This is a genomic window from Marinicellulosiphila megalodicopiae (assembly GCF_045862395.1).
Taxonomy (GTDB): Bacteria; Pseudomonadota; Gammaproteobacteria; order Pseudomonadales; family Natronospirillaceae; genus Marinicellulosiphila; species Marinicellulosiphila megalodicopiae.
In genome coordinates this window covers 559,089-573,658 of record NZ_AP023087.1, presented here as the reverse complement: position 1 = coordinate 573,658, position 14,570 = coordinate 559,089, and the positions used below count along the sequence as shown (strand labels likewise).

The following is a 14,570-nucleotide window of genomic DNA, read 5'->3' as shown; positions in this document are numbered from 1 at the left end:
AATTCAAATTACACTCTCAATCCAAAGATTTAGCCTTGGCTTTATTTTCAAAAAAGTAGGAATTAAATAGTGAAATATTTAGTCACTGGCGTCGCCGGTTTTATCGGTAACTTTGTAGCAGAGCGCTTATGCAACGAAGGCCATGACGTAATCGGCATCGACAACCTAAACGACTACTACGATCCTAATTTAAAATTAGCTCGTCTAAAACGCATCGAACATTTTGAAAACTTCACGTTTATCAAAATGGATATTTCAGACCGTATTGCCATGCCTGCATTATTTGCCGAACAGCAATTTGACCGAGTGATTCATTTAGCCGCGCAAGCAGGTGTGCGTTATTCAATTGAAAACCCAATGGCTTATATTGATTCAAATATAGTGGGCTTTGCAAACATCCTTGAAGGCTGTCGCCATAATAAAGTGGGTCATTTAGTCTACGCATCATCAAGCTCAGTTTATGGCGCAAACAAAAAAGTGCCGTTTTCAACGGACGACGCCGTTGATCACCCAGTGTCGTTATACGCCGCCACCAAAAAATCCAACGAATTAATGGCTCACTCATATAGCCATCTATATAACATACCAACTACGGGTTTACGTTTTTTCACGGTTTATGGCCCTTGGGGCAGACCTGACATGGCGCCGTTCTTATTCACAGACGCCGTAGCAAACGACCGTGAAATTAAAGTATTTAACCACGGCAAAATGCAACGCGACTTTACATACATAGACGACATCGTTGAAGGTGTAATTCGTATTCAAAATATCATTCCATCAAAGCCAGAGCCTTCAGCGTTATCTGATAAAGAGTCAGTGATCGAGGGCTCGCCTCTTTATAAGATTTTCAACATTGGTAATAACCAACCTGTTGAATTAGAAACGTTTATTAATTGCATCGAGAATGCGTTAGATAAAAAAGCCGTTAAAAATTACATGCCGATGCAAGACGGTGATGTGGTGAGAACCTTTGCTGATGTGTCTGATTTAGAGAAGATTGTGGATTACAAGCCAAAGACTGATTTGCAGTATGGTATTGACCAGTTTGTTGGTTGGTTTAAAGAATATAATAATAAATAGGAACAACTAATAATGAAAGTAGCAGTAATACACGACTGGCTAATTGACTTTGGCGGTGCCGAAAAAGTATTAAAATCCATAATGAATATTTATCCAGATGCAGATGTATTTACAGTGGTTTGCGCAATGTCAAAGGATGAACTTTCGACTCTGGGTATAAATAAACCTGTCACTTCTACTTTTATCCAGCGTTTACCCTTTGGTGTGAAAAAGTACAAAACCTATTTACCTTTAATGCCATTAGCAATTCAACAATTAGACTTAAGTGAATACGACTTAATTATTAGTAGCTCTTATTGCGTAGCAAAAGGTGTTTTAACTGGCCCTGATCAAACCCATATTTCTTATTGTCACTCTCCAGTGCGTTACGCATGGGATTTGCAATCTCAATATTTAAAAGAAAGTGGCATTGAAAAGGGTCTAAAATCAATGCTAGCGCGTTTATTTTTAAATCGCATACGTGATTTTGATGTGCGCTCTTCTTTTGCCGTCGATTACTTTATATCTAACTCAAGTTTTATATCTAGACGTATTAAAAAATTCTATCGACGTGATTCAAACATAATTTTTCCACCTGTTGATACCAGTGATTTTAAATTAGAAGAAAATAAAGAAGATTATTACGTTACTTGTTGTCGATTAGTACCTTATAAAAAAGTTGGTTTAATCGTAGATACATTTAACCAATTACCTGATAAAAAATTAATCGTAGTAGGCAGCGGCCCTGAATTTGAAACGATAAAAAGTAAAGCCAAAGACAATATAGAAATGATTGGTTTTGCCAAGTACCAAGATCTTATTAAATATATTCAAAAAGCAAAAGCCTTTATTTATGCCGCCGAAGAAGACTTTGGTATTGTACCCGTTGAGGCTCAGGCATGTGGCACACCTGTTATTGGTTTTGGCAAAGGCGGATTATTAGACACCGTAATTGATCAAAAAACGGGAATACATTTCAAACATCAAACTGTTGAATCAATGCTAGAGGCGATTGAGTTGTTCGAATCGCAAACAACATTAGATTCGCCTAAACAAATATCTGAACACGCATTGCAGTTTTCAAGAGAAAGATTTGAAGCTGAATTACAAAACTATATTAACAAATGTTACAACGAGGGAATCGTAAAATGAAAGAACTGTTAAAGCTTGCAGTAACAAAACTACCAAACAAATGGCAAGTTTACTTAAATTTTAGAGTAAGAGTGGGATATTTTTTATCATTAAAAAATCCAAAAGGATTTAACGAAAAAATCCAACATCGTAAGCTGTATGACAACAATCCATTATTCACTTTATGTTCGGACAAATTATTAGTTAGACAATACGTAAAAGATAAAATTGGTGAACAATATCTAATTCCATTGCTATATAGTGGCGATAATATTTCAATTAGCACATTAAAGAGTATTGAAAGTGATTATGTTGTGAAAACCACACACGACTCAGGTGGATTATGCGTAGTTGATAAAAATAAAACGAATAATTACCAACAAATCAAACAAATACTAGACCGATCCTTAGCTCATGATTTTGGCAAGCAAGTCACCGAGCCTTGGTATTCAAAAATAGAACCTAAAATCATTGTCGAAAAAATGCTAAAAGGCAAAGACGGTGGCGTGCCTAAAGATTTTAAATTTCACGTCTATACAAAAAATGGCAAACAAAAAATAATTTTAAACGTAGACTATGACCGTTTTACTGACGAACACAGTAGAACCTATTACGATGAAGAACTAAACATCCTCCCTTTTACATGGAGCTGCGAGAAAAACTATTTCAAAGAATTAAAAGAGGTAGCTAATTATCAACAGATGCTAAGTTTAGTGAAAAAATTAGCCGAAGATTTTGATTACGTCAGAGTAGATTTATACAACGTAGATGGTCAAATATATTTTGGCGAATTAACCTTTGCCCCTGGTTCTGGTTTTGAGCCTTACTGCGATAAAAAATACGACTTTATGTTAGGTGATTACTGGGATTATCCAAAATCAAAATCAAAAGCAACACATAAACAACAAAAACAAACCAAATATCAATCTACCACAATGTAAATTGTATTTTCATAAATACCCCCTAACGTGAACAATCAAAAAATGAAGTATGTATTAAAAAAAATAGTCACCTTTTTACCCAATAAATGGCAAATATTTTTAAATTTTAAAATGCGTGTTGGGTACTTCCCTTCACTAAACAACCCAAAAAGTTTTAATGAAAAAATACAACATCGAAAACTTAACGATAACAATCCATTATTTCCTATCTGCTCTGACAAATTAAAAGTAAGAGACTATGTTTCTGAAAAAATTGGTGCACAATATTTAATCCCACTATTATTTGATGGCAACGATATATCCATTGAACAATTAAAAAATATCGAAGGGGATTATGTTGTCAAAACCACCCATGATTCTGGCGGTGTATTCGTAGTAGAAAAAAGCCAAGAAAATGATTTCAATCAAATTAAAAAAGGGTTAGATAAATCATTACAACATGATTTTGGTAAAGAAGTATCTGAATTTTGGTATTCAAAAATACAACCAAAAATCATTGTAGAAAAAATGTTAAAAGATAAAGAAGGATCAGTTCCAAAAGATTATAAGTTTCATGTTTTCAAAAATAACAACCAAACAAGAATATATTTACAAATAGACTACGACCGATTTACAACACATAATAGAAGCTTATATGACGAAAATTTAAATTTAATACCAATCTCTTGGCATAAGCAAAATAACTTTATTGAATTACAAAAAACCAAAAATCATGAAACCATGCTGAATTTAGTTAAACAATTAGCAGTAGATTTTAATTACGTGCGTGTTGATTTATATAATGTGGACGGACAAATATATTTTGGAGAACTGACATTTGCGGCCGAATCTGGCTTTGGGCGTTTTTCAGATAAAAAATTCGATTTCGAATTAGGCAACTACTGGGGTTAATCATGAAAATATTATATGTAGTCAACACTTATTATCCTGATGTTAATGGAGGCGCACCGCGCTCAGTGCAACTATTAGCTGAATCCATGGTGGCTGACGGACACGAAGCGGTGGTTGTTCGATTGTCGAATAATTCAAAAAAAGAATTATACACACACAATGGTGTCAAAGTGTATTCGATGCCGATTCGAAATATATTTTTCCCACGCGAAGAAATCACGCCTCATAAAATCAAACGATTATGCTGGCATATACTGGATATGTTTAACCCATTTTCGGCATTTGATTTTTGGAAAATACTTAAAATCGAACGACCAGATTTAGTTAACACCAACACCATTGCAGGATTTTCAACCAGTATTTTTTACGTCACTAAATGGATGGGTGCAAAATTAGTGCATACCATGCGTGACTATTATTTAATGAGTCCACAATCGGGCATGTATGAAAATGGACAAAATTGCGAAACCATTCCTACTGCAAGCAAGCCTTGGGCATGGGTTAGACGAATCGCATCCAAACGAGTGGACTTATTTCTAGGCAACAGCCAATTTGTTGTCGACCGACACATTAAACTAGGTTGCATTAAAAAAGACGCGCTTTGTTACAACCAATGGAACACCAATGGTGACGATGAAATTGGTGAAGTACGTACAATACAGACACCCAATAAAATACAATTTGGCTTTATTGGGCGCATTAATGAATTAAAAGGTGCCGATGTATTAATAGAAGCTTGCAACCATGTAGAGCAAAATAATTGGTCGTTATTAGTAGCAGGCTCTGGTGAACAAAGTTTTGTCGACAGCCTGAAACAAAATAGCCCCCAAGGCAAAGTAGAATATTTAAACTGGGTGAAGCCTGAAGAGTTTTACAACAAAATAGACGTATTAATTTGCCCATCGACCTATCACGACCCATTACCAAGAGTAGTTTACGAAGCGTATAAATATGGCATACCTGTTATTGCCGCAGCAACCGGTGGCACACCCGAAATGGTCGATCATGGTCAAACGGGGTTTTTATATGATGCAAAAGATACAGTCGCATTAACTCGCCTAATGGATCATCTATGTAAAATCGACCAAGATGAATATCAAAAATTAAGCTTTGGGGCTTTAGAGAAAGCCAAGTTATTTACCCGTACCGAAATTATAACTTCATATAAAAATAGAATAAATGAAGCTTTATCATAAATTCAAGGCATAATTAATTATCAAACTGGAGAAATGATGATCTTAGAATGGGGATCAAAAAAATTAAATTCTGAAAAATTAATTCCATTTGTTTTTTTGGGTTTTATTTTTTATAGCATATTTGAAGGAGTTTTTAGATATATATTTCTAATTTCAGGAGTAGGGTTTCTTGGGTATTTTATAAAATTTATTATGTTTTCATTCATATGTATAAAAATAAACCCTTATATAACCAAAAAAGTAATACTCACTTTTTTTATTATTTTGATTTTCTTACTATATGGGTTTTATAAAAATGGATTATCATCTTCAGTTATAAGTCTTTTTGTTTTTATTCCACTATTATATTTTTATATATACCCAGCTTTCACGACTTTAGAGAATGTTCATTTAAAGTTACTATATATATTCCAAATATTAATTGTAATAGGTTTAATCTTTGATTATTTTATGGCCTTACCATGGGTCGGTTATAGCGGATTCGTTAATGGTGTTGAAGTTTCAAGCGGATTACAGTGGTGGTCTAATGGTCAAGAAAGACTACTTGGTTTTGGTCGTTCATCATATGAAACAGCCACTCTTTTATCGTTCTTATGTCTCATTTCTTTGCAAAGAAATAGCTTATTATTAAAAATATTATTAATTACGATTTCACTTTTTGGTGTTTACTTAACTACGTCAAAAGGCGCTTTAATGGCGCTTCTTTTTGCCTCACTATTTTATTTTATTCCTAAAAACCATCTATATTTAAAAACATTCCTAATTATCATTTCAATTTTATTAGGTAATTTAATTCTGTTAGTTACAATATTAAATTTAAACGTGGACTTCCTAAAAGACATATATTTCTCGCTTTATGAACGCATTGAATTTATGTGGCCATCAACCATCAATAAAATAACTAATGAAGGTGGTTTATTAGGGCTAGGATTGGGAGGTATTGGAGTAGCAGATGAAAATAATATATGGAAAGCAGTAGATAACTTTTGGCTATATTTAATTGCAATGTTCGGCTACTTTGTTTGGGTTGTTTTTTTAATAATTACACTAATTGCTAGTCCGAAAATTTCAACATCTAAATATAGTCAACTTTATATTTTCTTTTTCATATATAGCTTAACTAATAACATGCTTGAAAGTGTATTTGGGCAAGTTATTTTTTCAATGCTAATTTTTGAATTATTTTCAATTATAAAAATCAACAAACATAAATGAGATCATCCATAATGAAAGATTCATTCTTCTCTGAAATACAACAAGATTTAATTGCTAATGGCTGGATAAAAGGTAAATTTGGAATGCTATTAAGGATGCTAATATTAGACTTAGGTATTCACATGCTGATTCATTATAGAATTAGGCATAAATTGAATAATTTTTATTTTATTGGCCGTTTTTTAAGTCGCATTATAGGTTACTTTTCTCAAGTAATTACCGGCGCTGACATTAGTGCTAGCGCGAAATTATATGGTGGTATTGAAATACCTCATACCAACGGAATTGTAATAGGTAGGGAAGCCATCGTGCATTCAGGGGTAGCGATTTATCAACAAGTCACACTTGGAGCTGATAAGAATTTCAAGTTCCCTGTCATCAAAACAGGCGTTACACTTTATGCTGGTGCAAAAATAATTGGAGATGTGGTTGTGGGTGAAAACTCAATAGTAGGCGCTAATTCTGTTGTCGTTAAGAATGTTGAACCAAATACGATAGTTGCTGGTGTCCCAGCCAAAGTCATTAGATTAAACTCAGAAAAGGAGATCTCGTGAAAGGGAATGTTTATATTTTTCTATCTTTAATCTTAGGTGGGGTATTAAATTTTTTAACCATATCGGTCTACTCACGATATTTTACACCTGAAGAATATGGATATTACTCCATTATATTATCGATCATACTTTTAACACTCGGTTTTGTATTTTCTTGGGTGGATCTTAGTTCAATGCGTTTCTACACTTCAGAATCAGAAAAAGACAACGAACAAACAAATACTGTAACTAACTTTTTTATTATTTACACAAGTCTTAGTCTATTAATATTCATTACAATGAATTTAGTATATTCCTTCACAAATCTCATTCCATTCTCACTTTTACTTTGGCAAATTATTATATTAGCTATCGTGTCTGAAGTGATATTTATTGCAGTGAATACGTATATTCGTTTAATTAAAAACAAATTAAATTTATACGCATTGTTTTTAATCATTAGAACCACCACTGCATTTTTAGTAGGCTGGTATTTAGTTTACAATAAATTTAGTTATCAAGGCGCTGTCATAGCCAGTTTAATTTCATTCACTGTTCCACTATTATTTTTGATATTTAAAAGTAAAATATGGAAGAACATTAGTTTTTCATACACCAATATCAATACAATTAAAGAAATTGCACAGTTTGGCATCCCCTTAGTATTTGTTATGGTCATTCAATCTGCCATCAACGCAACGGATCGTTTTTTATTAGCAGGAGTAATGGGTGTCGACATTGCAGGACAATATTCAGTCTCACAAGATTTAGTCAACAAATTATTTATTTTTTTAGCGCTCATTATCAATAAGGTGACGTACCCATTAATCATTAAAGCTTACGACAACTTTGGAGAAAGCGCCGCCATAAAACAATTAAACATTAACATCACTTTATTGTTAGGCGTTTCAATACCTGCATTACTTGTAATGATGTTTTACCCTGCAAATTTAATTAATGTATTAATTGGTCAAGACTTTAGAGAAACCAGCATTCAACTTATGCCCTACCAAGTGAGCATTGCATTAATCAATTGCATGACGATGTTTTACATTATTTTACCATTCCATATTAAAAAGAAAACCAAGCAATTAATTTTACCTAGTTTAGTCGGGTTACTCAGTAATCTAATTGTGGGATGGCTTTGCATAAAATACATGGGGATTTATGGCGCTTTATTAGGCTCGTTTGTCGCTTACAGTTTGTATTTTTTAATTGCATTTAAAGTTGGGTGCACTTTTTTTAAACTGCCATTCCCTTCATTAAATATTTTTAAAATTACGCTCGCATCAACAGTGATGTGTTTAAGTTTAATTGTATTTGCTGGGCAATCCAGTTTAGGCATGTTGATTTTATTTGTAGCATCTGGTGCATGCATTTATTCTTTAATGATTATTATTTTAAACGTCAGTAATATCAGAAACATGTTATTTAAAAAACTTAAGAGAAATTAATAATGCATGCAAATTCAAATACAGTAATGTTTGTATCAGCCGTACCCGATTTTAAAGGTGGCGCAGAAACCTGTTTAAAACAATTTTTGCACAACCCAAACATCACACCGCATTTGATTGTCCCTAAACTTGGCCCACTGTCTGACTACGCCAAACAACATGCCATTGCTTTTGATGTGGTAGATTTTGGTCGAGTCAACGACGTGCGCCGACCATTTAAACTATCGTCAATATTTTATGCCTGTATTGATGCGCTTAAATCTGGGTTAAAAATAAAATCCCTTGCCAAAAAACATAAGGCTAAATGCATTCACTCTAATGGTTTAAAAACCCATGGCATGTTAGCTATTGCAAACATCATCAATCCATTTAATCGCACACCTGTTATTTGTCATATACATGATATTCCTTATACAACAAAAGAAATGCTTTTCTGGCGCTTTTTATCTCTAACTTGTTCAAAATTAATTTTAGTATCGCGCCACTGCTGGGGAGGTAACAACTTACCAACTAATGCGACGATTATTCCAAATGGCATGGCACTTACTCAGAAAACGCTAGAAAACAAAACACTAAACGAAACCCTATCCATTGGGTTTGTAGGACGCATTCATCCTCATAAAGGTTTAGATTTAGCGATACAATGGTTAATTAAAGCTAAAAAACAAGGCTATAAGTTTCAATTTTATATACGAGGCGAAGCCGCCGAATCCGAAAAAGCCTACGAACAATCCATCAAAGACCTAATCGCTGAAAATGATTTAAGTGAAATCTGCCATTTTGAAGGAAGAATTGAAGGCTACCAAAAGGTATACTCCAATCTTGATATTACCTTGATGCCTTCTGTACAGGCTGAGCCATTTGGTTTAGTTGCCATTGAATCTTTTGATAATGGTGTCATTTGTTTTGCTTATCCATCGGGTGCATTACCGTCAATCATTAAGCATCAAGAATCAGGTTACCTATGCCAAACTGCTGATGATTTTGTAAGCAGTTTGAAACATTTAACTTCAAATAAACATACTTATAATGATATGCGCCAAAATGCCCATTTAAGATTAAAAAATCAATATACAATTGAAACTTTATATCATTCTTTAAATTCCGTTTATAAGTTTTAATATTGCTAAATCATAATAAAATAGACATGCAACCATGCTAGAAAAACAATTATTCAAAAGCATCATCAAACACACGCCGTTGGTCTCGATTGATTTAATTATTAAAAATTCAAACGGTGAAATTTTATTGGGCAAACGTAATAACAAACCCGCTCAAGGGTTTTGGTTTGTGCCCGGTGGTCGAATTTTAAAAAACGAAACAATGGCCGCTGCGTTTACGCGTTTGGTTGAGGTTGAATTAGGGGTTAAAAATAAACAGATTCAAGACAGCCAGTTGATTGATGTGTATGAGCATTTTTATGATGACAATACCTTTCAAGAGACGGCTTTTCAAAAGACGGCGTTTCAAGGACAGGAAGCAGAAGATGATTTTTCGACCCACTATGTTGTGATTGGTCGGCGTATCGAGTTAAATATCAATCTTGCGGATTTGCCTGTTGATCAACATAATCAATATCAATGGTTTAGCGAACAACAATTATTAGCATCTGACCAGGTGCATTTACATACTAAATGGTATTTCCATTCGCCAAATAATTAAATTTAAAAACAGGACACACACATGAACATTTTACCCGTAATTATGGCCGGCGGTTCCGGAACTCGCCTTTGGCCGTTGTCTCGTAAAAAATACCCAAAACAATTTTTGGCGTTAACGGGCAACAAAAATGAGCACAACACCATGTTGCAACAAACCATCAAACGCTTAGATGGTTTAAACACGCTGCCTATTAGCTTAATTTGTAATGACGATCATCGTTTTATTGCTGCTGAGCAATGTCGTCAAATTGGCCAAACGCAAGCTTCTATTATTTTAGAACCTGTAGGTCGTAATACCGCCCCTGCCATTGCCTTGGCTGCGTTTAATGCCATGGCAAAATTTAATCCGCAGGCTCAACAAGACGATGCATTGTTGTTAGTGTTAGCAGCGGATCATGACATGAAAGATTCCGCTGAATTTTGTAAGGTTGTGAAACATGCCTGTCCTTTAGCCTTAGATAATAAATTAGTCACCTTTGGTATTGTGCCCAAAACCCCTGAAACCGGTTACGGTTACATTCAACAAGGCGAAGAAGTGCGCGTAGGTGCAAGCACTGGAAGAAAAGTAGCCAAGTTTGTTGAAAAACCCGATTTAGAAACCGCGCAAACGTATTTAGACTCTGGAGTTTTTTTCTGGAACAGCGGCATGTTTTTATTTAAAGCCAGCACCTATTTAAGCGAGCTTGAAAAACATCAGCCTGATATTTATAACGCCTGTAAATTAGCCATTTCAAAACCGACTCAAGATTTAGACTTTGTGCGCATTGATAGCGATGCGTTTAAAGCCTGCCCTGATGATTCAATTGATTATGCCGTCATGGAGCCTTTATGTAACGCTGAGGGCGCCTCGAACGCAGTAGTAGTACCTCTTGATGCTGGCTGGAGTGACGTAGGTGGCTTTGCCGCACTTTGGGATGTTAAACAAAAAGACGACAACCGCAATGCGTTTGAAGGCGAAGTATTAGCAACCGACACGCATAATTGTTTGGTTATGAGCGAAGACAAATTAGTCGCCACCGTGGGTGTCGACAATTTAGTTATTATTAATACTAAAGACTCAGTATTGGTTGCCCACAAAGACAAAGCCCAAGAAGTCAAAGCGATTGTTGAACAACTTAAAGCGCAAAACAGACCTGAGGTAGATTTACACCGCGAAGTGTATCGACCATGGGGCAGTTACGACTCCATCGACAACGGCGAGCGATATCAAGTAAAACGCATAAGCGTAAAACCCGGTGCTAAATTGTCAGTGCAAATGCATCATCATCGTGCCGAGCATTGGATTGTTGTGTCGGGCACCGCGCTGGTGACCAATGGTGATAAAGAAATCATGCTAACGGAAAACCAATCGACTTATATTCCTGTGGGTGTCGTGCATGCCCTTAAAAATCCTGGGGTATTGCCGCTTGAGTTGATTGAAGTGCAGTCAGGTTCGTATTTGGGCGAAGATGATATTGTGAGATTTGAAGATTTGTATGGGCGTGTTTAGGGTCGGGGTTTTGTAGGGTCGAAATTCAATGTAGGTTCGGGATTCATTCCGAGGGTTTGATTTTTAATGAATTGGTTTGTTTTTTCGGAATGAATCCCGAACTTACAGGTTGGATAGCCTTTTCGGAATGAATCCCGAACCTACAATGTTGGAAATAATCTTTCTGTAGGATCGGGATTCATTCCGAGGTTTTCAACAAATTTTGTTTTTAAAGATTTGGTTTGTTTTTTCCGAATGAATCCGGAACCTACAGGTTGGGGTTTGTTGTGATTGGTTTTTAAAATGTTTTTTTGGAATAATGTTTATGTTTAAAACCACAGCTCTGTTAATAGATGTCTGTTTAATCACCCTAGTCAGTGCATTGGGGTTTTTAACATTCAGCAAAAGTTTAGGGTTTGCTAGGTATTCAAATTATGTTGAACGTCTACTAGGCGGCGACAAAGTGCTGCATGTATTGGCTGGTGGTATTTTGGTTTTATGTGCATTTCAAATTCAACGACACCTACTACCTCGAAGCACAATTAGAAAAATAATTAGCGCGAGTATATTTACTGTTTTCATTTTGATATTAGACGAATCATTACAAGTATTTAGCGTAACCCGAGTACAAAGCTGGTCTGATTTTATGTTTGGTTGTGTTGGGTTAATAAGCGCCATCGGATTGATAGGAATGATTGAGTTGGTTTTTTTAAAACGTAGTTAGGTTTTGTAAGGATGTTTTGTGGATTGGGATTTGATTTGGTTTTTCCGAACGATTTGGTTAGTTTTTTTCGGAACGATTGCACGCTCTCGGCTTTGGCATCCCTGCGTCGCTCTAACACCTAAGTCCATTTAGACGCGCACAATTCTAATTAGTCACATCCATGTGACGATGAATCCCGAACCTACAGATTTGGTTACCCTTTTCGGAACGATTGCACGTTCTCGGCTTTGGCATCCCTGCGTCGCTCTAACGCCTAAGTCCATTTAGGCACGCACAATTCTAATTAGTCACATCCATGTGACGATGAATCCCGAACCTACAGATTTGGATACCCTTTTCGGAACGATTGCACGCTCTCGGCTTTGGCATCCCTGCGTCGCTCTAACACCTAAGTCCATTTAGGCGCGCACAATTCTAATTAGTCACATCCATGTGACGATGAATCCCGAACCTACAGATTTGGATACCCTTTTCGGAATGAATCCCGAACCTACAGATTTGGATATTCGGGGTTGTAAAACGTTCTTAATTGTTGGATCTTAATTTATCGAACAATACTTTCATTTGGGATTTCGCAGAAGTCTGGTAACCTTGCCAGCTTGTAAGCTTGCTGTTTTGCTTTTTTATAATGTTATATGAAGCTTGTGAGTGGTATTAATTTAAATAATCAAACACTAATAATAAATCGAGGATACTTTTATGAAACTCTTACTCATTATTGCATTGAGTTTAACGTCTATTTTTTCGCAGGCTTATACTATTCGAGAAGGCGGCAGAACCATTGGCGCCGGCCAAGTGACTGAAATCATTTCTATTAAAGTGGGTGTCAGTGAAGATGACGTCGACACAGTGCTAACACTTTTAGGCAAAAAAGTAGGTGCGCAACTGGCCACTCACGAAGAATTAATTGTAGGCTCAATGTATTACACCACCAATTACAGCGGTGTAGATTGTCCTGAAAAAACTGACCCAACTCGTGATGATTGTACTTATTCAAATGATTTTTCTTCGATGGTGATTGATGCCAACGACGATAATTTAAAGTCGATCTTTTTAAATCAAACCATGAACGACATGATTGCTTCGGTTAATAATTATGTGTTTTACACGCAAATTAATTCTAAAACTCAATCAAATTTATTGCCTTTATTAAATGCGTTGTCTTATGAAGCATGGCAAGAAGTAGGTAAATACAACCCGATTGAGCAAGCATTTAAAAGCTTAGACACCTGCGTGCAATTTAGAGAAGATTATTTAGAGATTTTGGAAGCTAAACTTGAAACTAATTTTGTAGACAAAACAATAGCAAAAGAAATTTTGAAACTTAAGAAAAAAGCGTTAATAAAATCAGAACACGCAACCAAACGACACATTCAACGTCACCAACGTTTACAAAAAAACCAAGCGGATTCAGTGTTTAATTTAAGCAAAAAAATATTTGAACAAGTCAGCAATAAAACCAATATCGACATTAGCAAAATTGAAGAAATTGAAAAAACTGCCGCTGGTTTAATTACTCAATCATTAAATTCGGGTCAGAATATTTCAGTAACGGGTTTAGGTGATTATGCGGTCGCTTTTAATGTGGATATTTCTGTTACGCCTATCAAATCAGAAGTTAAAGACATTGCACAAGAAGCTACTATTGTGGATATTTCTGACGAGTCTATTACTTCACCAATAAGCTGGACGCCGTCTAGTAGCACACAAAATGCACTGAACAATAATCGTGGTGTGTGCCGTTATGGTAGTTGTTTTTGCCCACCTAGTTTTGAAGGCGCTAAAGTAAATAACAATTCCAATTCCAATAAAAATAAAAACACAACCAGCGAGTGTAAAACTTTGATCGTTGAGCAAACGAGTAAAAGCATTTCAGCTTTAATTGAAAATGCCGCGTTTGATTTTGTTGATTACAATCAAAATAACGATGAGCAAGCAGGCAAACGCGTTCGTAAAGCAATGCAAGATTTAAAAAATTTAGCCCAAGACATTCGAGCGGAAGTAACAGGAATGAAAAATAAATAATGGGTTTTTAAAGATTTGGTTTGTTTTTCCGAATGAATCCGAAACCTACAGGTTGAGGGTTGAGGTATATTTTACATTGTAGGTTCGGGATTCATTCCGAGGTTTGGATTTTTAAAGATTTGGTTTGTTTTTCCGAATGAATCCGGAACCTACAGGTTGAGGTTTGAGGTATATTTTATATTGTAGGTTCGGGATTCATTCCGAGGTTTTCAACAAATTTTGTTTTTTACAGATTTGGTTTGTTTTTCCGAATGAATCCGGAACTTACAGGT

13 protein-coding genes are annotated in these 14,570 nt (G+C 35.4%); all 13 read left to right on the top strand.

The annotated features are described in order from the left end of the window. Nucleotides 1–69 precede the first annotated feature (69 nt). The 13 genes from TYM08_RS02340 (at nt 70) to TYM08_RS02280 (ending at nt 14,298) form a co-directional block, all read left to right on the top strand. Nucleotides 70–1,080 carry an NAD-dependent epimerase gene (locus TYM08_RS02340; protein ID WP_422381368.1) on the top strand — a complete coding sequence of 337 codons (1,011 nt, stop codon included), beginning with the start codon at nt 70–72 and terminating at the stop codon, nt 1,078–1,080. Between the two features lie 12 nt (nt 1,081–1,092). After that, nucleotides 1,093–2,211 (top strand): glycosyltransferase, encoded by a 1,119-nt coding sequence (locus tag TYM08_RS02335; RefSeq protein ID WP_422381367.1) that lies wholly within the window; start codon nt 1,093–1,095, stop codon nt 2,209–2,211. Continuing rightward, nucleotides 2,208–3,131, top strand: a complete 924-nt coding sequence (locus tag TYM08_RS02330) for an ATP-grasp fold amidoligase family protein (protein WP_422381366.1) — start codon at nt 2,208–2,210, stop codon at nt 3,129–3,131. The genes TYM08_RS02335 and TYM08_RS02330 overlap by 4 nt, the downstream gene beginning before the upstream one ends. 42 nt (nt 3,132–3,173) lie before the next feature. Further along, nucleotides 3,174–4,022, top strand: coding sequence for an ATP-grasp fold amidoligase family protein (locus TYM08_RS02325; RefSeq protein ID WP_422381365.1), 849 nt, complete (start codon nt 3,174–3,176; stop codon nt 4,020–4,022). A gap of 2 nt (nt 4,023–4,024) precedes the next feature. Next, nucleotides 4,025–5,218 (top strand): glycosyltransferase family 4 protein, encoded by a 1,194-nt coding sequence (locus tag TYM08_RS02320; protein WP_422381364.1) that lies wholly within the window; start codon nt 4,025–4,027, stop codon nt 5,216–5,218. A gap of 36 nt (nt 5,219–5,254) precedes the next feature. Next, nucleotides 5,255–6,433 (top strand): hypothetical protein, encoded by a 1,179-nt coding sequence (locus TYM08_RS02315; RefSeq protein WP_422381363.1) that lies wholly within the window; start codon nt 5,255–5,257, stop codon nt 6,431–6,433. An 11-nt stretch (nt 6,434–6,444) separates the two neighbouring features. Then, on the top strand, nt 6,445–6,987 hold the full coding sequence (locus TYM08_RS02310) for a serine O-acetyltransferase (protein ID WP_422381362.1): 543 nt from the start codon (nt 6,445–6,447) through the stop codon (nt 6,985–6,987). After that, nucleotides 6,984–8,420: an oligosaccharide flippase family protein gene (locus TYM08_RS02305; RefSeq protein ID WP_422381361.1), complete on the top strand. Its 1,437-nt coding sequence runs from the start codon at nt 6,984–6,986 to the stop codon at nt 8,418–8,420. The genes TYM08_RS02310 and TYM08_RS02305 overlap by 4 nt, the downstream gene beginning before the upstream one ends. A gap of 2 nt (nt 8,421–8,422) precedes the next feature. Continuing rightward, complete coding sequence (locus tag TYM08_RS02300; RefSeq protein ID WP_422381360.1) at nt 8,423–9,541, top strand: glycosyltransferase family 4 protein; 1,119 nt, start codon at nt 8,423–8,425, stop codon at nt 9,539–9,541. Nucleotides 9,542–9,575: 34 nt separating this feature from the next. Further along, complete coding sequence (locus tag TYM08_RS02295) at nt 9,576–10,082, top strand: GDP-mannose mannosyl hydrolase (protein ID WP_422381359.1); 507 nt, start codon at nt 9,576–9,578, stop codon at nt 10,080–10,082. Nucleotides 10,083–10,103: 21 nt separating this feature from the next. Continuing rightward, nucleotides 10,104–11,570, top strand: coding sequence for a mannose-1-phosphate guanylyltransferase/mannose-6-phosphate isomerase (locus TYM08_RS02290; protein ID WP_422381358.1), 1,467 nt, complete (start codon nt 10,104–10,106; stop codon nt 11,568–11,570). Between the two features lie 304 nt (nt 11,571–11,874). Next, a complete protein-coding gene (locus tag TYM08_RS02285) occupies nt 11,875–12,273 on the top strand; it encodes a VanZ family protein (RefSeq protein ID WP_422381357.1) in 399 nt (132 codons plus the stop codon). A gap of 699 nt (nt 12,274–12,972) precedes the next feature. Beyond that, nucleotides 12,973–14,298, top strand: coding sequence for a hypothetical protein (locus TYM08_RS02280; RefSeq protein ID WP_422381356.1), 1,326 nt, complete (start codon nt 12,973–12,975; stop codon nt 14,296–14,298). Nucleotides 14,299–14,570 lie beyond the last annotated feature (272 nt).